Source organism: Rhodoligotrophos sp. CJ14 (genome assembly GCF_038811545.1).
In the GTDB taxonomy this organism is placed as follows: Bacteria; Pseudomonadota; Alphaproteobacteria; order Rhizobiales; family Im1; genus Rhodoligotrophos; species Rhodoligotrophos ferricapiens.
In genome coordinates, this window is sequence record NZ_CP133319.1 from 3,814,026 (window position 1) to 3,840,821 (window position 26,796).

Here is a 26,796-nt window from a genome sequence, read left to right on the forward strand (position 1 = left end):
GGTCGCCTCAAGCCTTGTGATGCTTGCCCTTGAAGCCCATCACCGTGGGAATGCCGACAATCAGCGCGATGCCACAGACCAGGAACACGCCGTGCGACATATGGTGGTCGATCAGGCTACCGAATATGAGCGGCGCGACCAGCGAGCCGATGTCGAATCCGGAATAGACGATGCCGAACACCTTGCCATAGCCGCCGGCCGGTGCCGCCCGCCGGACCAGCACGTCGCGGGACGGCATGGTAATGCCCGTTGCAAAGCCCGAAGCAGCGATCAGCGCGATAATGGCGACCGGGTGCAGGCCTGTGTGAAACACGAACATGATCAGAATGGCTGAAACCGCAAGCCCCAGCATTGCGATCACGTGATGCTTCTCGCTCCGGTCGGCGAGGACGCCGCCGAGCAGCACGCCGGATGCAGTGCCGACCTGGTAGCCTGCGACCGCCACTGTTGCCATGGCGAGCACCATGCCATAGCCTTCAGTAAGAGCACTGATGGCGAAGTTCTGTATGCCTGCTCCGGCAAAGGCGCTCAGCACGAAGAACAGGAAGGCCAGAAGCACCACCGGCATTGTGATGATATGCCAGAAATGCGCAGGCGCGGGCTCGGCCTGCTGGCCGCCCGGTTTCCCCTTTTCCGCCGCCGCTTGCCGCCGTTGCACCTGTCCTTCGGTTCTGATCGCCGGCCTGTTGAGGATCACCCAGCAGCTGATGATCAGGCCAAGGATGCCGACGGCCAGGAGGCCTGCGCGCCAACCCCACATCACGCCAATCGTACCGACAAAAATGGGCGAGACGCCGAAGCCGATATTGCCGGCGATCACATGAGTGGCGAAAGCTCGTCCCAGCCGCTCCGGCCTGACCCTGTGGCTCAGGATCGACAGATCAGCCGGATGATAGACGCTGTTGCCGATGCCCGCGAGCACGGCAAGCGGCAGCAGCATGTAGTAATTCGGCGCAAGCCCCATGAGGGCGACGCTGCCGGACTGCAGCGTGATGCCCATCATGAGCAGCCGATGTGCACCGAAGCGATCGACAAGCACGCCTGCCGCGATCTGGCCGAGGCCGGACGCCGCATAGAAGCAGGTGAGGATCAGTCCCAGATCAACGAAGGTGACATTGAAGGCATCCCTCATCATCGGGAACAACGGTGCCAGCGCCAGCTGCAGGATATGGCTGGTGAAATGCGCCGAGGCCACCGTTCCGATGATGCGAATATCGCTTTGCGAACCCGCAGCCTTCTGGGCAGAACTTGCAACGCTCACGATTGGGCCGCCTTTGGTCAGAGTCACGTTAGACCATCAACAGGAGGACACGGGCCTGCGGTTCCCGTGCGCCCGTGTCGAGGCGTGCATCAGAACGCCTAATCTTTGGGCAGGTCAACGCCAGGGGTCTGCGCCTGGCTCAATCCAGCTATGCGCCCGAAATTCCGTTAACGTTCAGGTGAGCTCAGATCTCAAGGTCTGAGATAGTCCTCAACCAGCCGCACCCAGAACGAGGCGCCGATCACCAGCGCATCATCGTTGAAATTATAGCGCGACGTATGCAGCTTGTGTCCATCGCCCATCCCCAGCATGAAGTAGCTGCCGGGCCGCGCTTGAAGCATATAGGCGAAGTCTTCGCTATAGGAAAATGGACGCTCGAGATCGGTGATCTTGTCGGCGCCCGCCCATTTGAGGGCAATGTCGCGCGCGAACTGCGTTGGCTCCGGCGCATTGACCGTGACCGGATAGAACCGCTCATAGTTCACGTCAGCAGTAAGCCCGAAGCTCTCAGCCTGCATTTTCGCAAGTCTGGTCACCCGCTGCTCGATCAAGTCGCGCGTCGCGGCGCTGAATGTCCGCACATCCACCGTCAACTGTGCCTCATCCGGGATGACATTGCTGACCGTTCCCGCATGGAAGGTGCCGACGCTCAGCACAGCCGGTTCCTGTGGATCGCGGTTTCGGGAGACGATGCTCTGGAGGGCGACCACGAGCGTCGCCGCTGCCAGAATAGGATCGGCCGTGAGATGCGGGGTGGCGGCATGTCCGCCAGCCCCTCGCATTGTGATGGTCGCGACATCTGAGGCGGCCATCATGGGCCCCGTCTTGAACAGAAAATGTCCGAGGGGCACGTTTGGCATATTGTGGAGCGCGAACACCGCGTCGCACGGGAACTGCTCGAACAGACCCTCCTCAACCATGCGTTTCGCACCGGAAATATCTTCTTCCGCCGGCTGGAAGATCAGGTGCAGCGTGCCGTTGAATGGCCGCGCCTTGCTGAGATAGCGAGCAGCCCCAAGCAGCATCGCCATGTGCCCGTCATGGCCGCAGGCGTGCATTTTCCCGGGATTCGCGCTCGCATAGGCAAGGCCGGTCTCCTCCTGAATGGGGAGTGCGTCCATATCAGCGCGCAGACCAAGGCTCCGTGGCCCGTTGCCGTTACGTAAGGTGGCAACGATGCCAGTGCCCGCCACGCCTCTCGTGACCTGATAGCCCCAATCCTCCAGATGCTTGGCAATGAAGGCCGATGTCTCATGTTCCTCGAACGCGAGTTCCGGCCTTGTATGGAGATGGCGTCTGATCGCGGTCAGATCAGGCTCGGACTCTTTTATTTCGGCCACAATCATCGATACGCCTTGTCGAATGGCGGTGTCGGTCGCGGCAGCATGCCCAAGCAGTTCGCTGGCTCGACTGCCGCCGCCGCCACTATAGGCCAATGGCTACAGCCTGCCAGCAGCCTTCGACAAGCAAATCATCATTGTCTAGCGCACCGGCAGCGCCTCGATCTCTTGCTTTGTCAGCGTGAGCGAAAGCTTGTCGGCCGCAAGCTTCACCGCCTCCAGGGGAACGACCACCTCGCGCGCGCCGATACCCAGGAACCCGCCCACTTCCAGGGAAATGGCCACAGGCTTGCCATCGACCGTGCCAAGCACGTCATTCACCTCCGCGATCCTCTTGCCCTCCTGGTCGTGAACATCCATGCCCGTGAGTTGCCCGATGGAGATGTTGAGGGACGGAACCTTGATATTCGCGTCTTCGAGCTCGATGAACGACAAGGCCGCCTGCTTTGCATCGGCTGGTTGGCTGGCTGTCGGGGAGCCACTCTCTTGGGTCCCGCTGCCTTTTTCTGAGGAAGCCTTGCTGGTCTCTGCCTGGGATGGGGCCGTTGTGGCTGGTGCCGCAGGCGTGGTGTTGGCGGTGGGAGTGACGGTGGTTTCGTTTGTAGCGGCTGTTCCGGAGGCCGGCGCCTGGCCAGATGCAGGCGGTGTTCTGGACGTAGCGGGCTCATCGGCTGGATCTTCGGCCGAGGTTGCATCCGCCGCGTCCTCGGGAATCTCGGTTGCCGTATTCTCAAGCTTCTTGATCGCGTCTTCCAGCACCTGGATTGCATCATCCGTACCGGCTGTGCTCTCGCTATTGGCCTTCGGCGTTGTCTGCGTATGGACGGCGGCGGTCGACGCGATCAGCGCGGCAATGGCCGCAAGCGGCAACATTGGACTCTTCATGAGAGTGCTCCCTATGGTCTGCGGGCGAGGGATCTTGCCTCGGCTCGGGCGCATTCTCAACCAAAAGTTGTAAATTCCGTGTTGACGTCTAGAGAGAGTCCAGCCAAGAATCGCAAATCTGCAGGGCCTCATCGATGCTGAAAGTAGCCGGGTTCAGGCAACGCTCGAGCCACAGACCGTCCATAAGGGCGGAAAGGCCAATTGCCGCCAGCCGAATGTCCGGAACTGTCTTAGGTGTTCCACCGGTAAAATCAGCGAGCAGATCCTCCAGGCAGGAGCGGAACTCCCCATAGGTGCGATCGTGGGTTTCAGCCAAGAGCCTGGAGTCCCCGATCATGCCCCAGAACACGACCCACGCTCTGAACGTCCCATGATCGAACCCGGATGCAGCGAATGTTGCCCTGAAGAACGCTGTCAGACGTTCCCGCGGCGTGGGATTGGCTTGTGCAACCGCCGCCTTGGCGCCGTCCAGCAATCCCATCGCCAGTGTTTCATAGGCTTGCGCCACCAGCGCGTCCTTGCTGGGGTAGTGATGGTTGATCAGTCCAATCGAGATGCCTGCCTCGGCACTGATCTTGCGGACCGACAACCCTGCATGGCCTTGCTCGCCGAGGCATTTGAGAGTGGCGGCGATCAGAATCCGGCGCCGTTCCTCGGGGAGCTTACGTTCGAACTTGCTGCGTGTGGCCATGTGAGAGCAGATACCCCGAATTCTGTGGAAGAAATATTGAACGATCGTTCAGTACTGGTTTATATGGTAGGAATGACGTCTCAATCATTATAGCGGAGAGCCTGAAGACATGCGCTTTTCATCATTTGTCGAGCGGATCGGCGGGGAGGGCTCGGAAGCTTGGGCCATTCACGGTGCCGCAAGCGCCGCGCGGGCCCGTGGTGAAGACGTGGTGATGCTGAGCATTGGCGATCCGGATTTTCCCACGCCCGAGATGATCAGCGTCGCCGCCACCGAATCGCTCAATGCCGGTGACACACATTATGCCGAAATACTTGGCCGGAAACCGCTGCGTGAGGCGGTCGCCGCTCAGCATCGGCGTCTGAACGGCCAGCTCGTGGGACCGGAGAACGTGATCATCCTGGCTGGTGCGCAGAATGGCCTGTTTGCGGCAAGTCTGTGTCTTACTCAGCCAGGCGATGAGGTCATCGCGCTCGAGCCCATGTATGTGACTTACGAGGCGAGCATCCGCGCATCCGGCGCGACGCTCGTTCCGGTCGCCCAGCCGGCGGCGGGCGGCTTCCGCCCGGATTTGGCAGCGCTCGAGGCAGCGGTGACTGATCGTACGCGGGCCATTTTTCTTGCCAACCCGAACAATCCGACCGGCGTCGTGCTGACCCGCGAGGAGCTGGAAGGAATTGCTGATATTGCCCGCCGTCATGATCTTTGGGTCGTCTCCGACGAGGTCTACGCGGCCTTGACCTTCGAGGCTCCGCACGTGGGCATAGGCTCTCTGCCCGGCATGGCCGAACGCACCGTGACCATTGGCAGCCTCTCCAAATCCCACGCCATGACCGGCTGGCGTGTTGGCTGGATGGTCGCGCCCGAGCAATTGATCAAATACGCCGAGAAGCTGGCACTTTGCATGCTTTATGGTCTGCCTGGCTTCATTCAGACTGCTGCGACCAAGGCATTGAATGAGGGTATCCAGGAAGTTGCCCGCATGCGGGAAATCTATCTCCGCCGCCGCGACTTGCTTTACGGCGAGCTCAGCAGCCTGCCTCAGCTGAAATGCCTGAAGCCCCAGGCGGGCATGTTTCTGATTGCGGATGTTCGCGCCACGGGCATGACCAGCCGCGACTTCGCTTGGGGTCTCTATAGCGAAATGGGCGTTGCTGTGCTCGATGCGACTGCTTTCGGCAAGAGTGCTGAGGGCTATCTCCGCATCTCCTACACAGTGGGCGAAGACGAGCTGCTGGACGGATGCCGCAGGATAAAGTCTTATCTCGAGAGGCTCGCGAGACGCCCCGATATGGTCGTGGGCGCATGAGGAGGGGGTCCAGGACATGACGCTCCAGGAGAAGCTCGTCACCAGAAGTCCAAGCAGCTTCGGTTTGGAAGGCCTGCCAAAGATCGCATATGGGCGCGGCAGCTACCTTTATGATGTGAACGGCAAGCGCTATCTCGACGGTTCAGGCGGTCCGGCGGTCTATGCTATCGGCCATGCCAATCCCGAGGTGAACGAGGCGGTAAAGGCCCAGCTCGATAAGATTGCCCATGGATATCGCTATCTCTTTACCAGCGATGCGGCGGAAGAGCTGGTCAATATCATTTATGAGGTGACGGGCTTCCGGAAGGTGGTGTTTGTATCCAGCGGCTCGGAAGCGGTCGAGTCCTGCCTGAAGATCGCCCTGCAATACTGGGCAGCCAAGGGCAAGATGAGCAAGCGACGCTTCATCGCCCGCGAGCGTTCATGGCACGGCAACACCCTGGGCGCCTTGTCCGTGTCTGGCTTCAGGGCACGGCGCGCGCCATTTGAGGGAAGCCTGCTCGACGTCTCCAGGGTTTCTGCCGCCAACGATTACCGGCGGCCGCCTGGTGTTTCGTCCGACGCATTGGCAGGTTACCTCGCAAACGAGCTCGAGCAGGAAATCCTGCGGGTGGGCGCCGAGAACATCGCTGCCTTCATCTTCGAGCCGGTGGTCGGGGCCGCCGGTGGCGTGGTGCCCGCGCCCCGCGGTTATGCCAAGGCGGTCACGGAAGTCTGCCGCAAGCACGACATTCTGGTGATCTCGGATGAGGTCATGTGCGGCTCGGGCCGTGTGGGGACCTGGCGCGCCCTGGAACATGATGGCGTGATGCCCGATCTCATGTCCATCGCCAAAGGTCTGGCCGCGGGCTATGTGCCTCTCGGTGCAGCGCTCTATAGCGATGAGATCAGCGACACGATTGTTGCAGCCCATGGTGGTGCGCAAACTGGCCATACGTTCACGGGCCACACGGCCGCTTGCGCGGCGGGCGTTGCGGTTCAGAAGCTGATGAAGCGTGAGAACCTGATCGAGCGGGTGCGGGTACGTGGGGCAAGCTTCCAGGAGGAGCTTCGCAAGGCGCTCGCCCATATCCCCGAGGTCGGTGACGTGCGCGGACGCGGCTATTTCATTGGCATCGAGCTCGTGGAAGATCCAGAGAGCAAGCGGCCTTTCCCGCCGCAGCTCAAACTGCACGCCGAGATCGGCAACACGGCCTTCGCCAATGGCCTGATCTGCTATCCCTGCACGGGCAATGTGGATGGCGTGGCCGGCGATACGGTAATCATCGCGCCGCCCTACAACGCGAGCGATGCCGAGCTTGCCGAGATCATCGAGATCCTCACCCCCTCCATCGAGCAGGCCGTCTCCCGCGCCCGCTCGCAGGCCAGGGCGACCTGAGACCTGCGCAGGTTCGGGCAGGCTGACCAGACGCCATCCCTGAGGCGCGCTCAGGCCGCAACCGTTTGACGGGTGCGGTTGGGCGCGTCGCGCTTGGCCCGCTGCCGTGCCGGCCCATAGGCATGCGACAGGTTGAAGGCTGTATTGACCAGCCCGACATGCGAGAAGGACTGCGGGAAATTTCCGAGCAGCCGCTTCGCTTTCGGGTCGTATTCCTCCGAGAGCAGGCCGACATCGTTGCGCAGCCCGCACAGTCGTTCGAACAGCGCGCCCGCATCATCGAGGCGGCCCTGCATAGCATACGCATCCGCCAGCCAGAATGAGCAGGCGAGGAAGCAGCCTTCATCGCCGCCGACCCCGTCATTTACCTGGTCCGGGGAGTATCGCATGACGAACCCGTCCTGCATCAATTCCCGCTCGATCGCGGCGACCGTGCCGAGCACGCGTGGATCTTTGGGCTTGAGGAAGCCCACCTGCGGCACGAGCAGTGATGCGGCATCAAGATGCTTGCTTCCGAAGGCCTGCACGAAGCTGTTGCGCTCTTCATCAAAGCCATGCGTCAACACTTCGTCACAGATTTGCGCCCGAACATGGCGCCAGTGGTCGAGAGGCGCGTGCAATTCGAGCTCGTCGGCTGTCTTGATGCCGCGGTCGAAGGCAACCCAGCACATGAGCTGGGAATGGGTGAACCGTTGCTTGGGGCCACGGACTTCCCAGATCCCGTGATCCGGCTCTCGCCAGACCTTCTCCAGATGATTGAGCAGCACCTTCTGAACCCGCCAGGAATCCTCCACGAAGGCCAGCTTGGCCTTGTAGGCGGCATGCAGCACGTCTAGCAATTCGCCGAACACATCCAGCTGCGTCTGGCCCGACGCGCCGTTCCCCACGCGAACTGGCGCGCTATTCTCGTATCCCCGAAGCCAGGGGATCTCGTTTTCCGGCAGCCAGCGCTCACCGGCAATGCCATACATGATGTGAAGCTGCTGGGGATGGCCGGCTGCCGCACGCAGCAGCCACTGGCGCCAAGCCTCCGCCTCTTCCCGATAGCCGGCATTCAGGAGGGCATAAAGGGTAAGCGTCGAATCCCTGATCCAGCAGTAGCGATAATCCCAGTTGCGGGTGCCACCGATCCCTTCCGGCAGCGACGTCGTCGCCGCCGCGACGATCCCGCCCGTTGGCGAATAGGTCAAAAGCTTCAAGGTGATCAGGGATCGGACCACCGCCTCGCGCCAGCACTCGGGCACATGGTCCACGCGGGCGCGGGCCGACCATTCGCGCCACCACCGGGTGGTTGCCTCGAGGCTCTCCTGCCGGTCGGGCACGAAATGCGGGGTCTTATGGGAATTGTGATAGGACAGCGTGAAGGGCACGCTTTCGCCCTTGCGCACCGTGAACTGCGCCACCGTCTTCATGTCTTGGCCCTGCAGCGCCACGGGCGTGTGCAACGCCACCGCATCCGGCCCTGCAACGGCACTCAAGCCATAATCATGCCGCCTGACCCAGGGCACGGCCTGCCCGTAATTGAAGCGCAGCACGAAATCCATGCGCATCTCGACGCTGCCGTCGATGCCTTTGACCAGGCGAATGACATCGACCTTGTCTTCATCAGTGGTCAGGGGCATGAAGTCGTAAACGGCAACGGTCCCGCTCTCGGTCTCGAACGTGGTCTCGAGGACGGCCGTATCCGGCAAATAGCGCCGGCTAGATTTTTTGACCTCTGCCACCGGCACGAGTGACCAGTGGCCATTATCCTTGGTTCCAAGCAACGCGGCAAAGCAGGCAGCGGAATCGAAGCGCGGCAGACAGAGCCAGTCGATAGATCCTGTTCTGCTCACCAGGGCTGCCGAGATCATGTTCCCAATGACGGCATAATCCTCAATGAGCATGGCTTGATCCTTCTCGTTCGTATTGCGTCACCGCCAACGATAAGGCGCAAATATTACTCGGCTTCCACCACGCGCCGAATACGCACCAGCCCGATCCGGCGGCCACCATCCATCTCCACGATCTCGAAATCGAATCCTTTGGCCGAGATCTTCTCTCCTTGTTTTGGCAGATAGCCCACCTGCCAGAGCAGGAAGCCAGCAAGAGTTGAGTATCGATCACCCTCGTCCGTGAGATCGACCTCGAGCACCTGACTCAAGCGATGGACGTCGGTCTGGCCATCCACCAACCAGGAGCCATCCGCTTCCGTTTCAAATCGCGGCCCGACTTCCCCCTCCTCGGGGAAACCGCCGGTAATCGCCTCTAGAACATCGGTGGGCGACACGACCCCTTCGAGCGAGCCATACTCATCGAAAACCATGGCGAGCTGTACGGGGGAATCGCGCAGCTGCTCCATGACTTGCAGCACATTCATACGGTCATGCACGATGAGCGGCTCGCGCATGACCCGTTCAAGATCAATTTCCCCCTTATCGACCAGCGCGCTGAGCAGGTCCTTGGCCAGTGCAATGCCGACCACATTATCGATATCGCCATGCGCGATCGGGAAGCGTGAGCGGCCGGAATCGAGGATTTTCCGCCTGAGCTCGTCTTGCGGCGAGCTGGGATCGAGCCAGACCACCTCGGTGCGCGGGGTCATGATTGTCCGCACCGGACGTTCGCCCAGGGTCATCACCCCCTGCACCATGGAGCGTTCCTCGGGCCCAAACAGTTCTTCGACAGTACCGGAGGAAGCCAGCGCCGCGATTTCCGTATCCGCATCCGCCTCAGTCCGTCCGCCACCAAGCAGCCGCAGCACCGCGGCAGCAGTTCGGTCTCGCACATTGGCTGTCGTCACCAGCCGCATCTTGTTGCGCCGGGCGAGCTGATTGAAGAGCTCGATCAGCACCGAGAAGCCGATGGCGGCGTAGAGATATCCCTTCGGGATGTGGAAGCCCAAGCCTTCCACCACCAGGCTGAAGCCGATCATCAGCAGAAAGCCGAGACAGAGGATCACCACGGTGGGATGAGCACTCACGAAATTCATCAACGGTCGGCTCGCCAGCATCATGACGCCGATTGCGATGACCACTGCGATCATCATGACGGTGAGGTGGCTCACCATGCCGACGGCGGTGATCACCGAATCCAGCGAAAACACCGCATCCAGCACCACGATCTGCACGATCACTTGCCACATCTTGGCATGTGCTGGTGACTTGCGTTCGTCAGACTGGCTGCCTTCGAGGCGCTCATGCAGCTCGGTCGTGGCTTTGAACAGCAAGAAGAGACCGCCGACGATCAGGATGAGATCGCGACCAGACAAGCCGAAGCCGAAAATCGTGAACAACGGCTGGGTGAGCGTCACCATCCACGAAATGCCGGCGAGCAGCCCGAGCCGCATCAGAAGCGCCAGCGACAGACCGATAAGCCGGGCGCGATCCCGCTGCTCGGGCGGCAGCTTGTCCGCGAGAATGGCGATGAAGATGAGATTGTCGATCCCGAGGACGATCTCGAGGATGATAAGGGTTCCAAGACCAAGCCAGGCCGTCGGATCACCTATCCAATCGAGTTCCACGAGTCGTTCCTTTCAGCATGCCGAGGCATTGGGGTTAGGCGGACAGAAATTCTTTAGAGCTCCGTTGTGCAGCCACACAACAGCTTGGCAACACAGCCGCGTCCGTGGCCCGCAACGAGGACGCAGACTGGCATCCCTTTGCCGAGAGGTCTGGTCCGCCAGAGCTGATTGTGTTTCGCTTGGCTGTGGTGGGAGAAGCAATCATTTGGTTTGGGCCGGTGTCGATCAGTCGACGGGTCCAATTGTCATTGTTGGCTTCGATCCATGCTGCGGCGTCTGCGCGGCGGAGGGAATGTGATGCTAAGGGAGATCGGCCGCTTCCGCCGTGCGCGCGTTGTCGCACGTGCTGTGAGGAGCGCTTCGCTCGCAGATCGTTGCAGGCCTTCCTAGCCATGAAGTTGTGAAGCGGATAAGCAGCAGTACTGGGTTCTCATTCACAGAAAGGCTCATTTCCATGATCTTCGACCATCGAGTCTATACGATCCGCGCCAACCGCCTCCACGACTTTCTGAAGATATACGAGACGGTGGCCTTGCCGATGCAGCGCAAATATCTGGGCGAGCCCTATGCCTTCTTTTACTCCGAAGTCGGCCATCTCAATCAGGTCACTCATATTTGGAAATATGAAAGCGCCGATGACCGTCAGGCTCGCCGCGACAGGATGACGGCAGATCCAGAATGGCAGGCATATGTGAAGAAAGTTGCTGAGCTTGATCTGGTGGTAAAGGCGGAGAACCAGTTGCTTCGGCCAGCGACCTTCATGAAAATTCGCGACATCTAAGGATTGCGCTTTACGGCTGGCCCGTAAAGTGCATACACTTTTGTCGGCAACGGGATCGGAAGGCCGATGAGCAATACCTGCCAATTCGTGCTTGAGACGGAGCTGGGCGATATTCCGCTTCTATGCGACGAGGCTTCGGCGCCCCGGACTGTCGCGGCGCTGCATCGTTCAGCCCCCATCGACGCTCAATTGCACACGCCGAAGATCGCCGGCAGCCACATCTACTGGCATACGCCTTTTATTTGCGATCTCGAAGGCTCGAGCCACGTGATGGATATGGCCGCGGGCGCCTTCTTCTACTGGCCCGAACGGCAGTTTCTCGAGATCTCTTTCGCGCCGCTCCAGGCCGAAACCGCGACCGTGACGCCGATTGGCCGAGCCGACTGTCCGGTGGACCTGATAAGAGCGCTGGGTGAGCGGGTACGCCTCACTCAGGGCCGCGTGATCAACACTGTCCGCCTGACCCCGCTTGGCCGGCGTCAGTCCCAGCCCGCCGCGCCATCATCGCCCCTGGCCGAGATCCGGCGTTCCATATGGGCCGCCATGCCGGACGAGATAGCAGCTCTATCCGCCCGTCGCGGCATCATGCATCCGATCGGGCCCTTGCTCTACGCGGAAGGCGATGCCCGCAATCTGCATGAGCTCTTGTGGTGGAGCCGCCAGGCGTTACAGACTGAGCGGCCTGAGATGATCGCGCGTGCCGCGGCCCTGGTCGTGGACAAGACGGCGACCCGGCTCCGGAACTTCTGCCATCTCGACTGGAGCGCCGATGCGCTTGATCAGATCGGGCGAGCCTTGCGGGACGGCAATGAGCCGGTCGATGCGGTCATCGAGGATGCCATCCTGATCGTCGGCAGGCTCTCCGCATGGCTCGATCTTGTGATCCGCTGGAACGACCTCAACGAGGCTGTGGTCACGCATGAGGCTGCAGCAGCGATGGAGAAGGCAAATGGCCACTGAACCTGAGACGAAGTTCACCGAGCCGCTCGTTCTGCACGACGATGACGGCGCCTCCTATTGGCAGCCTGTGCCTGCCAATGGCTATGTGACAGTGAAGCTGACGCCACAAAATTGGGACGGGCCCTTCTCCGCTGGCGTCCAGATCGTGGCGCCCCATTCCTATATCCGCAAGCATGCGCACGACCGCAATCTCGAGGTGCTGTTCGTCTGGGGCGGCAAGGGCAGGGCGGTGATCGGCGAGGAAGAATATCCTATGCTTCCGGGCACACTGATCATGCTGCCCAAGAATGTCGAGCACAAATTCATCAACGACAGCGACGAGGAGCTGAAGCTCCTCTGGACCATGTCACCTCATGGCCTGGAGGACTTCTTCCGGCAGATTGGCCGGCCACGCCAGCCCGGTGAACCTGCCCCCTCGAATTTCCCGCGCCCCGAAAATGTCCATGAGATCGAGCGCAATACCGTCTTCGCCCCGCCGATCGAGGATTGAGATGGCCTTTAACCTGCGTCTGCCGCAGGGCGGGAAAATTGCCTATGAGGTGACTGGCTCGGGACCGGCTCTGATCCTGGTGAGCGGGCTTGGTGGTCGGGGAGCCTTTTGGCGTCCATTGGTGAGCGAGCTCGCCCAGAGTTTTACGGTCGTGACCTACGATCATCTGGCCACCGGGCGCTCGAGCCGCGTTAGTGGACCCTTTAGCGTGAGCGGCATGGCTGCCGATCTCCTCTGCCTCATCAGTGAGCTTGATCTTGAGAGGCCGACGCTGATCGGACATTCAACCGGCGGTGCCATCCTCCAGGAATTGGCGCTTATCCGCTCAGAGAAGGTCGGGCGGCTGGTGCTATCCGCGACCTGGGCGGCACCGTGCCCCTATTTCCGGGCGCTGTTTGCCAGCCGGCTCGCTATGCTCGACCGAGCCGGATTGGACGAGTACCGGCGGATGGGCGTTGTGCTGCAATACCCTCCCTATTGGGCCCGCGACCATGAGGAGCTCTTCCTCAACGAGATGGAGGCACCGCCTCCTGCCAATCTTGAGCTCGAAACCGAGATCGTGCGCGCCAGGATTGCGGCCGTGCTCGCCCATGACCGCCTTGCCGATCTGCCCAAGATCAGTGCGCCTACACTGGTTGTGACAGCCGCCGATGACATGATCGTGCCCGCTTATCACAGCGAGACCTTGGCACGCGAGATCCCGGGCGCTGGCCTTGCCATGCTGCCGCGGGGCGGCCATTTCGTTCCACGCACCGAGCCACGCGCCTATGTCGATGCGCTGATTCCATTTCTGACCGAGACCGCATCATGAGAGATCTCAAAACCGTCGGCGTAGTGGGGCTCGGCCTCATCGGGGCGCGATGGGCAGCCGTGTTCGCCCATGCGGGGCTCGATGTCATCGCTCATGATCCCGATCCTGCCCGATGGCAGGAATTCCTCGAGGCTGCACCTCAGCTCTATCAGGATCTTGAGCAGGTCTCGCCCTCTGCCGGCCCACGGGGAGAGGTTCGCTTCGCCCAGCGCCTCGAGCATGGAAGCTTGCCCGTCGATTTCGTCCAGGAGAATGCCCCGGAACGGATCGAGCTCAAGCGGAGGCTTCTCAGCGAAATTGAGCAGGCAGTCGCGCCCGATGTCGTGATCGCGTCCTCCTCCTCTGCCTTGCTGGTCTCGGACATGCAGACCGAATGCGCTCATCCCGAGCGTATCGTGCTCGGCCACCCCTTCAATCCTGCGCATCTGATGCCGCTGGTGGAGATTGTCGGCGGCAACCACACCGCATCCTGGGCTGTGGACCACGCCCGATGGGTCTATGAGCGATGTGGCAAGAAACCGGTCGTCATGTCGCGCGAGATGACCGGCCACATCGCCCTCCGCCTGATGGGGGCCATGTGGCGGGAGGCCTTCTTCCTCATCAAGTCGGGCATCGCCACCGCGGAGGATATCGATCGGGCATTCTGCTATGGACCAGGCCCGAAATGGACCTTGCAGGGCTCCTTCGTCTCCAATCACCTGGGCGCCGGTGGCATCGAGGAGTTCCTGGTCAAATATGGCCCGACCTACGAGGCGATCTGGGCAACACTCGGCGACGCGAGCCTGGATCCGGACACTTGCGCTGAGGTGGTAAAGCAGACCCGCGCGATTGTTGCCGATCGCAGCGAGGACGAACTGCGGGCACAGCGCGACTCTGGTCTTGTTGACATCCTCAGGACCCAGAAGGACAAGGGCGCTCTGTGACGAAGCCGGCGCCTCGCGCCTTGAGCAGTCGTCCGGTAACTCGAGGCCCAGCCCAGAATATTTTTGGAGTTGAATATGGCTGTTACCAGGCGGGTCAGAGGGTTACCAGCTGAGGCGTCTTTGACTGGGCTCCTTCTTCCAGCCCAAGAATGTGACCGAGCGGAGAGGTGGCTGGTATATGGCGCTGTTGCCGCCGCACCATCTCGTGCCAGAGATGGATGCAGCAGGTCCTGTGCGTAATGAGGTCTGGGATGCTCAGGTTCGGATCGAACAGCCTTGAGAACTGCCAGGTAGCCACGGGGTAGAAGACGTCCGTAGGGAGGGCCAGGTGATCGACACCCAGCTCTTTGGCGAAATGGGTGAGGGCTAGCGGTCCGAAGCTTCCCCAAGGCAAATTTTGTTTGCCCGGATGCAGGCCTAAGCGCATGCCCCATTTTATCTTCCACTGTTTGGCGGGCGGTAGCCACGGCGGCACATAGCCTGGATCCTCGCAGATCTCGATCAGCTTATTGAGCAGCGCGGAATGCGGAGGAAGCGCCAGCACTGCACCGTTCATCTCATTGTCGACATGCCAGCCAAAGATATGTTCGGCCCGCCGAATCGGACGAATGCAATAAACATCGCAATCGACATAAAGATCAGCCCCGTTTCGGAGCAGCTGATAGCGGAAGATGTCTGAAAAAAGCGCGTAGCTCCCTCTTTTATGCCTGATGACACGATCACTTGGGAGTGTTTCGCTGGCGTCCCTGAGCGTGACTCCCTTTGGGACGTCCGAAGGCTCATCGTAGACATGCAGGATCACCTGATGCCCGGCAGCCAGGAACGACCTCAGACATGCGACGGAAAGGGGCCCGAGTGAGGGACCGATCCAGAAGGTATGGATTTCCGGCAAGTCAATCAAAGCGCAACTCATTCGTCGTGGGCGCCCGCATTCCTGGAAAGTCGGTCACAGCAGCTGGTACACGCGATAGATCGGCCCCTGGGGCGGCCGCTGCCCTTTGGCCACGGCCACTACGCCATTGAGCCAGGCATAGCGCGGATCGCCAGTCTCGAAGGTCAGCGCTGTACGAAAGTAATAATCTGAGGGATCAACCGGCTCGCCGCGCCGAAGTCGCGCCATCACTTCGGCAGGACCGTGCCGCCGGCCGATATACTGGATGTAGATCAATGCCCCGTCGTCTGTCTTGAGTACGCCCCGCACGTCGAGCTTCGACAGGCCGTCGGGTTCGACGAATATGGCATCTGCACCACCCGGAAGGATCTCGCCCTTGAGCTTTGGACCCTCGAACCGTCCGCCTCGAATCACCACGAATTGTCGATCGCCGGCTTCGGTTTTGCCTACCGAAAGCGGTGGGTTCACGTCGATGCGCAATTCGAACAGGAATTCTGTTTCGATGCTTTCCATCTGAGCTTGCTCCTCACTGATCCGATCATTGGCGGGAAAATTCCTATTCCGCAAGAGCAGGCGATGGCATTAAGGAAAAGCGCGAAAAGAAAAAGACGAGCATGGGTGGGCTGTTTGAGTGAGGGATGGGCGATGAAATATAGCCGCGCGCTGGTGACCGGCGCATCCAAGGGCATAGGCTTGGAGATTGCGCGCAAATTGGTCGAGCTGGGTCTTGAGGTCTACGGGCTCGGCCGTAATGCCGAAGCGCTCAATCAGGTTGCTGCCGAGCTCGGTATTCACCCAGTCATCGCCGATCTTGAACAGCCGGATCAGCTCCTCAAAGCGGTGCAGGGCATCGACCCCGACATTCTCGTCAACAATGCCGGTCTGATCACCGCCGTGAAGCCGCTCCAGGATATGACCCCGGCAGACATAAGCCGCATGGTCCAGGTGAACCTTACGGCCCCGATGCAGCTCATGATGGCCCTTCTGCCTGGCATGATTGCCCGCCGCCGCGGTCACATCTTCAATCTGACCACGACCGCTGCGGATTATACCTTGGCGGGCACCGCTCCGTATGCGGCGGCGAAAGCGGGGCTCTCTCGCGCCGGTGCTGTGGTCCGTTACGATCTCGCCGGAACGGGAGTGCGGCTGACCGAGATCAGCCCTGGCCGGGTCGAGACCGACATTTACCTCGAGAGTTTTGGTGGCGATCGCGATCGGCTCAAGACATCGCTTTATCGATCCCATCGCGCGGTGCAGCCCGGGGACGTCGCGGACGCGCTTGCTGCCGCCCTCGCCATGCCTGAGCATGTAGATCTGAGCTTCATAGAGGTTGTTCCAACCGATCAGGCATTTGGCGGTCACGTCTTCCCGCCGCGGGATGCCGGTGAATGAGCCCAGTGGACCGCTTACCTCCGCTTGACGTCAGGATCCTGCGTGGAGATGCTGCCATAAGCAAAATCACCAAGGGGTGATGGCGATGTCCGCCGGTGTCATGCCAGGCTCAAGACAAATGCGTTCCCGGACGCCCCGCCGGGCGGATAGTGCCGAGCGCGCCTATCATGTCATCCGAAAGATGGCGGTTGATTTCCGCCTCAGGCCCGATGAGCGGATCAATGAGGTCCAGCTGGCACGGCAGCTAGAGGTGAGCCGGACGCCGGTTCGCGAGGCGCTCAATCGCCTCGCCAGTGAAGGTTTTCTGAGCTTCCAGCCAAATCGTGGCTTCTTCTTCCGTGCGCCGGACACCGGTCTGTTGCTGAAGCTGTTTGAGCTTCGCGTCATTGTCGAGCAAGGCGGTTTCGCATTGGCCTGCGCACGCGCGAGTGACGAGGCAATCGCTGATCTCGCCAGTTTCTGGGCTGGCGCGCTCGAGCGTTACCTGCGCGAGGACCCGGATGAGATCCTCAGTCTGGACGAGTATTTCCATGAGAGTATTGCCCGTCTCTCCGGAAATGACGAAGTCCTCGCAACTCTTCAGGGTATCAACGCGCGCATCCGCTTTGTCCGGCGTATTCAGATCGAGCATGGCCGGCAGCACGGTGAGATGATTGCGGAACATAGCCGCATTGTCGAGGCGCTGCAGGCGAGGGATGAGGCGGCGGGAAAGGAAATGCTGGAGAGCCACATTGCCCTTTCGGTCGAGGACGCGACTTCCGTGATGAAGGAAGCCTTCTTCAAGCTCTATGCCGAAACGGCACGGGAGAGCAGCGCTGTCGTTGAAAAAGGCGAGACCTCGGCAGCATGACGCCAACTTCATGCACCAGTGTCGACACTTCTGCTTGACGAGCGTCGATCCTTCTGCTGGCATGAGCCGCAAGGGTGGAGGACAGAGCGGATGGCCGATGCGGCATCTTCTGCAGTGATCGGGCGCAATGCGCCGGATCCCGAGCTATTGCTCGACATGTTCGGCAAGATGATCCTCGTCAGGCAGATGGAAGAGCGCCTGGGCGAGTTGCACAAGCAGGGCCGCACCCGCGGCCCCATTCACCGTTGCGATGGTCAGGAAGCAGTTGGCATAGCCGGCACGGCGCCGCTGCGGGCGAGTGATACGGTAACCAGCACCCATCGCGGTCATGCGCATTACATCGGCAAGGGCCTTGATCCCCACCGCGTGGTCGCGGAGATCTTTGGGCGCGTCACTGGTTATAGTCGTGGCAAGGCTGGCCATATGCTCATCGCCGATGTCGAGCAGGGCATGATTGGCGGCAATGCCATTGTCGGCGCCGGAATTCCGCTGGCGCTCGGCCAGGCGCTCGCCCACCAGCTGCATGGTCGTGGCGATGTGGCCGTGACCTTCTTCGGCGACGGTGCGGCCCAGGCAGGCATTTGCCACGAGGCCATGAACATGGCGGGGCTCTGGAAGCTCCCGATCGTCTTCATCTGCGAGCACAACGAATATGGGCTCACGGCGCACGCCCGTTATCAGTCGGCGGTCGAGGATCTCGTGATCCGAGCGGCCGGTTACAACATGCCGGGCGTCAAGATCGATGGCAACGACGTGCTGCAGGTCTATGAAACCGTGGGCGAAGCGGTCGAGCGGGCGAGGGCCGGCGAGGGGCCGACCTTCATCGAGGCCAAGACCTATCGCCTCGTCGGTTTTTCCACCAGCGACATGGGCGGCTATCAACCCCAGGCCGAGATTGATGCCTGGCGCCCGCGCGATCCGATTCTGCGAACGCGCAAGCTGCTGCTGGAGCTGACCGGCGAGGAACGGATCCGCAAGACCGAAGAGGAGGCGATCACGGCCTGCGACAAAGCCTTCGAGCTTGCGCTGTCCGATCCTCTGCCTGATGCCTCTGAGGCCGACGTGCCTGAATTCGTGGGAGCGCACTGATGGCGCGTATGCGTTATGCCGAGGCGCTGCGGGACGCGCTGCGCAGCGAGATGCTGCGGGATGATAAGGTCGTGCTCTATGGCGAGGACATCGGCATCTATGGCGGTGTCTTCAAGGTCACCCGCGACCTTCAGGCAGAATTCGGCGATTTGCGGGTGCGCGACACACCGATCTCCGAACAGGCGATGACCTATATGTGTGTCGGTGCCGCCATCAGCGGGCTGAAGCCGGTGCTCGAGATCATGTATGCGGACTTCCTGCCGCTGACCCTCGACGCCCTCATCAATCAAGCATCCGTTCTGCCCTATCTCTGGCCGGTCAGGGTGCCGATGGTGATCCGCACTCAAGGCGGCGGCGGTTCGGGCGCCGGCGCGCAGCATTCGAAATCACTCGATGCGCTTGTTGCCCATATTCCCGGCATCAAGGTGGTCAGCCCCGTAACGCCCGCCGATGCCAAAGGCATGCTCACCGCAGCCATCCGCGACCCAAATCCCGTAGTCTTTCTGGAGCACAAGCTACTCTACAACACCTCGGGCGAGGTGCCCGATGGCGAGCACGTGGTCGAGCTTGGCAAGGCCCATATCCTGCGCGAGGGCAGCGACGTGACCCTCATCGCCAATTCCAAGATGGTGCTCGAGGCCGAGAAAGCCGCGGAAGATTTGGCCAAACGCGGAATTTCCGCGGAAGTGATCGATCTGCGCTCGCTACGCCCCTTGGACACGGACACCATCGTCGCCTCGGTGAAGAAGACATCCCGCGCCGTGGTGATCAATGAGGGATGGCGGTTCGGTGGCTTCGGCGCCGAGGTTGCGGCCACCATCACTGAGCAGGCCTTCGAATATCTGGATGCGCCTGTCTGCCGGATCGGTGGCTTTGATCGGCCGATCCCCTATAGCCAGCCTCTGGAAGCGGCCGTCTTGCCGGATGCCGAGAAAATCATTGCCGGCGTTCTCGCCATGGATGGGAGGGCTGGCTGATGTCCGCGCCCGGCGCCCGGCCGCTCATCGACGTGACCTTGGTTGGCGCTGGCGGCGAATACATGGACTCAGCCGTGCTGATCGAATGGACGGTCACGCCCGGCACCGCCGTCGAGGAAGGCCAGACCCTCGCCGTCGTCGAGACCGCCAAGGCGGCAACAGAGGTGACCGCGCCGGCGAAGGGCGTGCTGCAGGAGCAACTGGCCAAGCCTGGTGAGGAGGTGGGCATTGGTGCCGTATTGGCGCGCATCGCAACCGGCGGGTCTGCACGCGAAGCCCCTCTGCCACAGCAATTCAACGGCCATGATCCAGCCCTAGCAGCGGCAACGTCGAACACGGCTGGCCTGCACAAGCGGCTGCCGGCAGCCTTTGCCTCGCCTCTAGCCAAGCGTATCGCCCGAGAGCACGGCATTGATCTTGCCGGCCTCAAGGGCACCGGACCGGGCGGCCGCATCCGCCGGGCCGATGTGGAGGCGCAGCTTGCGGAGAAGCAGGCGCAGCCGGTCAGGGCTGATGCGCAATCTCGCGCGCCGGACCTCACATCCCGCCCAGCCGAGTCGCCAAGGCCACCGCAGGCGACCGAAGGCTATCGCCGCGCCATGGCCGCCCATATGGTGCGGGCAGCCGCCATTCCGGCCTTCACCCTGGGCTTGGAGATTGACGGAGCCAAGCTTTTTGAAGCGCGCAGCCGGATCAAGCAGCAGGGCGGCCGCGCCACGCTGAACGACCTCATCATATCGGCCGTGGCCCGCACCCTGCGCAATCACCCGCGGGTCAATGCCCAATGGGATGGTGCAGGCGTTCTCTTCAACGCTGATATCAATATCGGCATTGCGGTTGCGACCGATCTGGGCCTCGTTGTTCCGGTGCTGCACCGGACCGATGCAATGGATGTCGAAGCGATTGCCGGACGCATGGCTGACCTCCGCGTCAAGGCCCAGTCCCAACGGCTGTCGCCTGCGGAGATCAGCGGTGGAACCTTCTCGATCTCGAATCTGGGAAGCTTCGGCATCACCCAATTCACTGCGGCGCTGAACCCGCCGGCGGCGGCTATTCTCGCCGTTCCGGCCTTTAGGTCCGTAACGTTGTTCGAAGATGGACGGCTCGAAACACGAAAGCTTGCGCATTTCGCTTTGACCGCCGATCATCGGGTTCTCGATGGGGCAGATGTTGCGCGCTTTCTACAGGACTTGAAGATCTCGATAGAAAGCGGGAATGTCTTGCGGGGTGAGTAATAACTGAACTGGGAGGTTGAGGAATGAAGAAGACGATTGCTGGAATCGTCGCTGCCTTGCTGCTGACGGCCACTGCACAAGCCGATGAGTTGGGTGTCGGCGCTGCGGCACCGATTTCGGGCCCGCAGGCCTATTTCGGCACCACGCTGCAGAATGGCATGCGCATGTATTTCGATGAGGTGAATGCGGCCGGCGGCATCAATGGCCACACCTTCGTCTTCCACGGCGAGGACGACAAGGCCGACCCGCGTGAAGGCACCCTCGTTGCCCAGAAATTCTGCGACGACGATTCGATCGTGGCAGTTCTCGCCCACTTCAACAGCGGCGTGGCGCTGCCCGCTTTGCCGATCTATTCCGACTGCGATCTGCCGCAGATCAACATCGCATCGAACCCGACCATCACGCAGCAGGGCTTCAAGCATATCGTGCGGCCGATTGCCAACGACTTTGCTCAGGCCGGATTTCCCGCGCAATACGCGCGCGAAACACTGAAGGCTGAAAAGGCCGCAGTGGTCCACGACAAGCAGGCCTTTGGCCAGGGCGTTGCCGAGATTTTCTCCGACAATTTCAAGAAGGCGGGTGGTACGGTGACCTCCATGTCTTCGGTCAACCCGACCGATGTGGATTTCACCGCGCTCATCACCCAGCTCAAGCAGCAGCAGCCCGATGTCGTCTATCTCGGAGCGGTGATGCCGCAGCTTGCGCTCTTCGCCAAGCAGATGAAGGAGCAGGGCCTCAATGCTCGGCTCATCACGCCCGATGGTGGCTATACGCCTGACCTGATCAACCAGGCCGGAAAGGAAGCAGCGCAGGGCGTGCTGGTTTCGTTCCAGGTTCCGCCCATGGATTCCAGTGAGGCGCTGAAGAAATTTGCGGCGTCCTACAAGGAGAAGTTCGGGCAGGACGCCGGCGCTTACTCGATCTACGGCTATGTGGCAGCCCAGATCCTGGGTGAGGCCGTGAAGATGGCCGAGGAGCCGACCCGCGAAGGTATTCTCGAAGTTCTGCACAATGTGAAATTCGATTCCGCCCTGGGCCCCATCGCCTTCACGCCCGAGGGAGAGCTGACCACCGCGCCGATCTTCCTTTATGAAGTCAAGGACGACGGCTTCGTTCTGGCTGGCAAGAGCGGCACCTGACCCTCGCTGCGGGTGCCGTCCGCAACGGCGCCCGCACAGGCCCACACGGTTTGAAGCGGTGCCATGACGGGATTGATCGTTCAGCAGGCTGTCAACGCTCTGACGATCGGCGCGATCTATGCGCTGATCGCCCTTGGCTACACCATGGTCTATGGGGTGCTTCGCCTCATCAACTTCGCCCATGGTGAAATGTTCATGCTCGGCGCCTATGCGGCACTGATCGTGGTCATCTTCCTTTTCCCGAACGGCGCTGGATTCTGGGGCGCGCTGGTCATTTTCCTCGCGGCATTCGTAGCGGTAGGCCTCATCGGCGTCGCGATCGAACGGGCAGCCTACAAACCCCTGCGCCACAGCTCCCGGCTTGCGCCCATGCTGAGCTCGCTCGGCATTTCACTCGCGATCCAGGCGGCAGTGCAGCTCGTGGCAGGTCCTCAGCCGATCGGCTTTGCGAGCCTCTTCCCAGCGATAAACCTGCAATTTGCCGGCGCCAATATCACCACGGTCCAGATCGGCATCATTCTTTGCGCCTTGCTTCTGATGTTCGCGCTCAACCGCTTCGTGGCGGGAACGCGGCTCGGCATCAATGTGCGCGCCGTGTCTGAAAACATGCGCACGGCCCAGCTCTTGGGCATCAATATCGACCGGGCGATCAGCCTCATCTTCTTCATCGGCCCGGGCCTCGGCGCGATCGCCGGCATTCTCTATGCCAGCTATTACGGCGTGATGACGCCCACCATGGGAGTGATTGTCGGCCTCAAGGCCTTCACGGCCGCCATTCTCGGCGGCATTGGCAGCATTCCAGGCGCCATGATCGGCGGCTTCATTCTGGGAATTCTCGAGGTGTTCGGCACCGCGATGCTTCCGATCCTGACCAACGGTTATCTCGGCACGGAATACCGCGACATCTTCGCCTTTGCGGCCCTCATCCTCGTGCTGCTGTTCAAGCCTTCGGGCCTGCTCGGCGAGCGCGTTTCGGAAGAGACCATGGTCTATAAGAGGGACTTCTGATGAGCGTGTCTGCGGCGAATGTGGTGCCCAAGCCCACAAAGCTGGTAGGGGTGGCGCTCATCCTGGCCGCCATCGTGCTCGCGGCCTGCGTCCCCTTCATGCCAAACTACTATGTCCGGGTGCTGGACAGCATTCTGATCTATATTCTGCTCGGCATGGGCCTCAACATCGTGATCGGCTATGCCGGCCTTCTCGATTTGGGCTTCGTGGCCTTCTACGCGATAGGCGCCTATACCTACGCGCTTCTGGCCAGCCCCCAGCTTGATCTGCACCTGCCATTTCTCCTGATCCTGCTGATCGCCAGCCTGCTCGGCGCCATTGCGGGAATCCTGCTCGGCATACCGGTTCTGCGATTGCGTGGCGACTATCTCGCCATTGTCACCCTGGGCTTCGGCGAGATCATCCGGGTCCTCATCAACAATGCCGACCGCGTCACCAACGGGCCGAAGGGAATTGCATCGATCGACCGGATCAACATGTTCGGTCTGACCATATCGACGCCCAAGGACATCTTCTGGCTTTTGCTGGTCACCTGCATCATCGTTGGCATTGTTGTCTGGCGCTTGCAGAATTCCATTCTCGGCAAAGCCTGGATGGCGATCCGCGAGGATCAGGATGCCGCGCGTGGCATCGGCATCAACACCACCAATGCCAAGCTGGCCGCCTTTGCGATCAGCGCGACCATCGGCTCGATCGCTGGCGTGATCTTCGCCTCCTTTCAGCGCTTCGTGAGCCCCGAGAGCTTCACCTTCCAGGAATCGGTGCTCATCGTGCTGATCATCGTGATTGGCGGTGTCGGCAATATTCTCGGTGTCATCGCCGGCGCCTTTATTCTCATCCTCCTGCCGGAGCTCCTGCGCGATTATGCGGAATACCGCATGCTGCTGCTCGGCCTGCTGATGGCCGTGCTGATCATTGTGAGGCCCCATGGCCTTGTGCCCCGCAGCTTCACGCCGGCCAGTCTCTTTGCATGGTTCCGCTCCCGATGACTCTCGTTTTCGATCATGTCTCCAAGCGCTTCGGCTCGGTGATCGCCACCGATGATGTGAACCTCACCTTCGAGCCGGGCCTGATCTACGGCATCATCGGGCCGAATGGTGCGGGCAAGTCGACCCTGATCAATATGGCCGCCGGCTCCTATACCGTATCCACCGGGGCGATCTTGCTTGATGGCAAGCCCGTGCACACCCTGAAAAAGCACGAGATCAGCCTGGCCGGCATAGCGCGCACCTATCAGAACATCCGCCTCTTCGAGCAGATGAGCGTGATGGACAACCTGGAGGTCTGCCTTTACCCGCGCGACGTCGGCGGCGTTTGGAAGGAGATCTTCATCCCCGGCTATGGGAAGACGCGGCAGGCGGACCGGTTGAGCCACTGCCGCAAGCTGCTTGACCAATTCGCGCTCGCCGATGCCGCCGACCAGGATGCGGAGAGCCTGTCCTATGGGCGCCAGCGCATGCTCGAAATCGCGCGCGCCCTCGTGCGCGAGCCTCGCGTTCTCCTGCTGGACGAACCGGCGGCCGGCCTGAACCATGCGGAGACGCTGGAGCTCAAGCAACGCCTCTCAGCCCTCCGCCGGCCGGATCTGATCCTGATCGTGGTCGAACACGATATGGATCTCGTGATGACCCTCTGCGACCGGGTCATTGTCCTCCACCACGGAGCCTTGCTCGCCGTCGGCACGCCGGCTGAAATTCAGGCCAATGAGCAGGTTCAACAGGCCTATTTGGGTACAGTCGATGACATCGAGTCCATCCGAGCCGTTGCTCAAAGTCGAAAAGCTGAACGCGGGCTACGGGTCAACGCGGATCCTATTCGACATTGACCTGAAGCTTATGCGGGGCGAGATCGTGGTGGTGCTCGGCGCCAATGGCGCGGGCAAATCCACCCTGATGAACGCCATCTCCGGCATGTGCACCATTCAGGGTGGCCGTGTCACCTTCGATGGGCAGGACATCACCGGCTGGAAGGCGCATCGCATCGTGGGCTCGGGCCTCGCGCAATGCCCGGAAGGACGTCAGATCTTTCAGCGGCTTACGGTGGAAGAAAACCTGCAGGCCGCCTTCATCGATCGTGGCCGCAAGAGCTTCGCCGAGATCCGCGACGAGGTCTACGATCTCTTCCCGGTTCTGCGTGAGCGCCGCCACTCCCTGGCCAGCCGCATGTCGGGCGGTCAGCAGCAGATGCTGGCGATCGGCCGCTCCTTGATGGCCCAGCCTTCGGTGATCTTGCTTGACGAACCTTCGCTTGGGCTTGCGCCGAAGCTCATTCACCAGATCTTCGAGATCGTGCTGGACCTTGCGAAGAAGGACATATCGGTCGTGCTGGTCGAGCAGAACGTGCGCCTGGCACTCGAGGTAGGCGATTACGCCTATGTCTTGGAATCCGGCCACTGCCGGCTGGAGGGCGGTGCCGCGAAGCTGATGTCCGACCCGAGCCTGGCGGAACTCTACCTCGCGGGTCACAGCCATCTCGAGGCCAGCAATGCCCCGGCCCATTGATCCCGCGATACCGCATCACTGGCGGAAGATTTCGAAGGAAAAGGAGATCCTGCGGCCGCGGCTTGACCACGACATGGACACCGAGGTCGCGGTTATCGGCGGCGGCTTCACCGGCCTGGTTGCAGCGCTTGAGCTGTGCAAGCTCGGCGCTAAGGTGGTTTTGCTCGAGCAGTTGCGTATCGGCCAAGCGGCATCGGGCCGCAATAACGGCCAGGTCATTCCGCATCACTCGAAGGCGGCCCCGAGCGAAATTCGCGAAATGTTGGGCGCCAAGCGTGGCGACGCCTATAACCTGATGGTGGCCGGCGCGGCCGAAAGCGCGTTCCAGAGGATGCGCGACCTCGGTATCCAATGCGACGGGGTCCAGAATGGCTGGATGCAGGCCTGCCACAGCGAGGCGGCCTTGGCCCGCGCCCGCAAATTCGTGCAGGAATGGCAAGCCTTAGGCGCATCCGTGACCGCGGTCTCCGCCGATGAATTGGCCGAGCGGTCCGGTACCAGGAACTACCCTGGCGGCTGGCGAGCTAAAAGCGGCGGTCACATCAATCCCTATGCCTTTGTTCTAGGGCTCGCGCGCGCGGCGGAAGCCGCTGGCTGCGTGATCTTCGAGCAGACCCCGGTGGTGAAGATCAGCCCCGATGGCGAAGCTTGGCTCATCGCATGTGGCAGCGGTGCGCGACTGCGTGCGGGCAAGATCATCATCGCCACCAATGCATTGACTGGCGCCTTCTGGCCCGATCTTGCGCGCGCAGTCATTCCTGTGCGGGTATTTCAGGCCGCAACGGCGCCCATCTCCGGCAACCTGCTCGCCACGGTGATGCCGGCCAATATGGCCATGTCCGATACGCGCCGCGATATTCGTGCCTATCGCCGCGATGCCGAGGGCGGCCTCGTCAGTGGCGGCACCCACACGGTGTGGCACGATGCCGAGGCGCGCGGCAAGCGCAAGGTCGCCCGTCATCTCCACGAGACATTCCCGCAGCTGAGCGACACGCCCATTCAGGAATACTGGGAGGGCATCCTGGGCGTTGTGCCCGACAGCTTGCCGCGCATCATGCGCTTGGGCAAGAACGCGCTATTCGCGGGCATCTACTCGGGTCGCGGCGTGGCGCTCAGCCAGCAGGTTGGCGCCCTTGCGGCCCGTTTGCTCACCGGCAATATCACCGAAGACGAGAGCCCCGTTCCGGTCACGCCTCTCCGCACCGTACCCTCCCATGGCATCGCCGTGCAGGTCGCGCGCTTCATCCACCCGCTGCACCGGATCCAGGACCGGCTGGATAAGTAGGCTGGCAACCTGGCCTCGTCTCCTCCCGTCATCACCACCGGCTACCCGGTGCTCGTCGCAGGTCAGCCGCTTCCGTCATCACCGGGCTTGCCCCGGT

General features: G+C 61.3%; 26 protein-coding genes. 18 read left to right on the plus strand and 8 right to left on the minus strand.

What is annotated here, in order from left to right; translation table 11 throughout:
• Positions 1-7: 7 nt before the first annotated feature.
• The 4 genes from RCF49_RS17820 to RCF49_RS17835 all read right to left on the minus strand — a co-directional run bounded on the left by RCF49_RS17820 (position 8) and on the right by RCF49_RS17835 (position 4,177).
• Positions 8-1,261, minus strand: a complete 1,254-nt coding sequence (locus RCF49_RS17820) for an MFS transporter (protein WP_342641129.1) — start codon at positions 1,259-1,261, stop codon at positions 8-10.
• A gap of 191 nt (positions 1,262-1,452) precedes the next feature.
• Positions 1,453-2,607 carry a M20 aminoacylase family protein gene (locus RCF49_RS17825; RefSeq protein ID WP_342644232.1) on the minus strand — a complete coding sequence of 385 codons (1,155 nt, stop codon included), beginning with the start codon at positions 2,605-2,607 and terminating at the stop codon, positions 1,453-1,455.
• Positions 2,608-2,742: 135 nt separating this feature from the next.
• Positions 2,743-3,486 carry a PRC-barrel domain-containing protein gene (locus RCF49_RS17830; protein WP_342641130.1) on the minus strand — a complete coding sequence of 248 codons (744 nt, stop codon included), beginning with the start codon at positions 3,484-3,486 and terminating at the stop codon, positions 2,743-2,745.
• 88 nt (positions 3,487-3,574) lie between these two features.
• Positions 3,575-4,177, minus strand: a complete 603-nt coding sequence (locus tag RCF49_RS17835; protein WP_342641131.1) for a TetR family transcriptional regulator C-terminal domain-containing protein — start codon at positions 4,175-4,177, stop codon at positions 3,575-3,577.
• A 109-nt stretch (positions 4,178-4,286) separates the two neighbouring features.
• Here RCF49_RS17835 and RCF49_RS17840 point away from each other — a divergent pair, with 109 nt between their 5' ends.
• On the plus strand, positions 4,287-5,486 hold the full coding sequence (locus tag RCF49_RS17840) for a pyridoxal phosphate-dependent aminotransferase (RefSeq protein WP_342641132.1): 1,200 nt from the start codon (positions 4,287-4,289) through the stop codon (positions 5,484-5,486).
• A 16-nt stretch (positions 5,487-5,502) separates the two neighbouring features.
• Positions 5,503-6,864, plus strand: a complete 1,362-nt coding sequence (locus RCF49_RS17845) for an aspartate aminotransferase family protein (protein ID WP_342641133.1) — start codon at positions 5,503-5,505, stop codon at positions 6,862-6,864.
• A 50-nt stretch (positions 6,865-6,914) separates the two neighbouring features.
• On the opposite strand, the gene RCF49_RS17850 is transcribed toward RCF49_RS17845, so the two are convergent.
• Positions 6,915-8,750 (minus strand): glycoside hydrolase family 15 protein, encoded by a 1,836-nt coding sequence (locus tag RCF49_RS17850; RefSeq protein WP_342641134.1) that lies wholly within the window; start codon positions 8,748-8,750, stop codon positions 6,915-6,917.
• 53 nt (positions 8,751-8,803) lie between these two features.
• Positions 8,804-10,366: a TerC family protein gene (locus RCF49_RS17855; RefSeq protein WP_342641135.1), complete on the minus strand. Its 1,563-nt coding sequence runs from the start codon at positions 10,364-10,366 to the stop codon at positions 8,804-8,806.
• 454 nt (positions 10,367-10,820) lie between these two features.
• On the opposite strand from RCF49_RS17855, the gene RCF49_RS17860 reads away from it, so the two are divergent.
• The 5 genes from RCF49_RS17860 to RCF49_RS17880 all read left to right on the plus strand — a co-directional run bounded on the left by RCF49_RS17860 (position 10,821) and on the right by RCF49_RS17880 (position 14,331).
• The gene (locus RCF49_RS17860) at positions 10,821-11,147 is read left to right on the plus strand and encodes an NIPSNAP family protein (protein ID WP_342641136.1); all 327 of its coding nucleotides are present in this window, start codon (positions 10,821-10,823) and stop codon (positions 11,145-11,147) included.
• A gap of 66 nt (positions 11,148-11,213) precedes the next feature.
• A complete protein-coding gene (locus RCF49_RS17865) occupies positions 11,214-12,107 on the plus strand; it encodes a hypothetical protein (RefSeq protein ID WP_342641137.1) in 894 nt (297 codons plus the stop codon).
• Complete coding sequence (locus tag RCF49_RS17870) at positions 12,097-12,597, plus strand: cupin domain-containing protein (RefSeq protein ID WP_342641138.1); 501 nt, start codon at positions 12,097-12,099, stop codon at positions 12,595-12,597. The genes RCF49_RS17865 and RCF49_RS17870 overlap by 11 nt, the downstream gene beginning before the upstream one ends.
• Before the next feature lies 1 nt (position 12,598).
• Entirely contained in the window at positions 12,599-13,408 is an 810-nt protein-coding gene (locus RCF49_RS17875; RefSeq protein ID WP_342641139.1) for an alpha/beta fold hydrolase, read from the plus strand.
• Positions 13,405-14,331 carry a 3-hydroxyacyl-CoA dehydrogenase NAD-binding domain-containing protein gene (locus tag RCF49_RS17880; RefSeq protein WP_342641140.1) on the plus strand — a complete coding sequence of 309 codons (927 nt, stop codon included), beginning with the start codon at positions 13,405-13,407 and terminating at the stop codon, positions 14,329-14,331. Before RCF49_RS17875 ends, RCF49_RS17880 begins: the two co-directional genes overlap by 4 nt.
• A 94-nt stretch (positions 14,332-14,425) precedes the next feature.
• On the opposite strand, the gene RCF49_RS17885 is transcribed toward RCF49_RS17880, so the two are convergent.
• Together RCF49_RS17885 and RCF49_RS17890 are read right to left on the minus strand one after the other, a co-directional pair.
• Positions 14,426-15,232 carry a hypothetical protein gene (locus RCF49_RS17885; RefSeq protein WP_342641141.1) on the minus strand — a complete coding sequence of 269 codons (807 nt, stop codon included), beginning with the start codon at positions 15,230-15,232 and terminating at the stop codon, positions 14,426-14,428.
• A gap of 45 nt (positions 15,233-15,277) precedes the next feature.
• Positions 15,278-15,736: a DUF3237 domain-containing protein gene (locus RCF49_RS17890; protein ID WP_342641142.1), complete on the minus strand. Its 459-nt coding sequence runs from the start codon at positions 15,734-15,736 to the stop codon at positions 15,278-15,280.
• 132 nt (positions 15,737-15,868) lie between these two features.
• On the opposite strand from RCF49_RS17890, the gene RCF49_RS17895 reads away from it, so the two are divergent.
• The 11 genes from RCF49_RS17895 (at position 15,869) to RCF49_RS17945 (ending at position 26,699) form a co-directional block, all read left to right on the plus strand.
• Entirely contained in the window at positions 15,869-16,615 is a 747-nt protein-coding gene (locus tag RCF49_RS17895) for an SDR family oxidoreductase (RefSeq protein WP_342641143.1), read from the plus strand.
• Positions 16,616-16,733: 118 nt separating this feature from the next.
• Positions 16,734-17,465 carry a GntR family transcriptional regulator gene (locus RCF49_RS17900; protein WP_342641144.1) on the plus strand — a complete coding sequence of 244 codons (732 nt, stop codon included), beginning with the start codon at positions 16,734-16,736 and terminating at the stop codon, positions 17,463-17,465.
• 90 nt (positions 17,466-17,555) lie between these two features.
• Positions 17,556-18,554 carry a thiamine pyrophosphate-dependent dehydrogenase E1 component subunit alpha gene (locus tag RCF49_RS17905; RefSeq protein ID WP_342641145.1) on the plus strand — a complete coding sequence of 333 codons (999 nt, stop codon included), beginning with the start codon at positions 17,556-17,558 and terminating at the stop codon, positions 18,552-18,554.
• Positions 18,554-19,531 (plus strand): alpha-ketoacid dehydrogenase subunit beta, encoded by a 978-nt coding sequence (locus RCF49_RS17910; RefSeq protein WP_342641146.1) that lies wholly within the window; start codon positions 18,554-18,556, stop codon positions 19,529-19,531. The genes RCF49_RS17905 and RCF49_RS17910 overlap by 1 nt, the downstream gene beginning before the upstream one ends.
• Positions 19,531-20,766 (plus strand): dihydrolipoamide acetyltransferase family protein, encoded by a 1,236-nt coding sequence (locus RCF49_RS17915; protein WP_342641147.1) that lies wholly within the window; start codon positions 19,531-19,533, stop codon positions 20,764-20,766. The genes RCF49_RS17910 and RCF49_RS17915 overlap by 1 nt, the downstream gene beginning before the upstream one ends.
• 23 nt (positions 20,767-20,789) lie before the next feature.
• Positions 20,790-21,905 (plus strand): branched-chain amino acid ABC transporter substrate-binding protein, encoded by a 1,116-nt coding sequence (locus RCF49_RS17920; protein WP_342641148.1) that lies wholly within the window; start codon positions 20,790-20,792, stop codon positions 21,903-21,905.
• Between the two features lie 63 nt (positions 21,906-21,968).
• On the plus strand, positions 21,969-22,913 hold the full coding sequence (locus RCF49_RS17925; protein ID WP_342641149.1) for a branched-chain amino acid ABC transporter permease: 945 nt from the start codon (positions 21,969-21,971) through the stop codon (positions 22,911-22,913).
• On the plus strand, positions 22,913-23,902 hold the full coding sequence (locus tag RCF49_RS17930) for an ABC transporter permease subunit (protein ID WP_342641150.1): 990 nt from the start codon (positions 22,913-22,915) through the stop codon (positions 23,900-23,902). The genes RCF49_RS17925 and RCF49_RS17930 overlap by 1 nt, the downstream gene beginning before the upstream one ends.
• A complete protein-coding gene (locus tag RCF49_RS17935; protein WP_342641151.1) occupies positions 23,899-24,738 on the plus strand; it encodes an ABC transporter ATP-binding protein in 840 nt (279 codons plus the stop codon). The genes RCF49_RS17930 and RCF49_RS17935 overlap by 4 nt, the downstream gene beginning before the upstream one ends.
• A complete protein-coding gene (locus RCF49_RS17940; protein ID WP_342641152.1) occupies positions 24,653-25,414 on the plus strand; it encodes an ABC transporter ATP-binding protein in 762 nt (253 codons plus the stop codon). The genes RCF49_RS17935 and RCF49_RS17940 overlap by 86 nt, the downstream gene beginning before the upstream one ends.
• On the plus strand, positions 25,398-26,699 hold the full coding sequence (locus RCF49_RS17945; protein ID WP_342641153.1) for an NAD(P)/FAD-dependent oxidoreductase: 1,302 nt from the start codon (positions 25,398-25,400) through the stop codon (positions 26,697-26,699). Before RCF49_RS17940 ends, RCF49_RS17945 begins: the two co-directional genes overlap by 17 nt.
• The last annotated feature ends 97 nt before the right edge of the window (positions 26,700-26,796 follow it).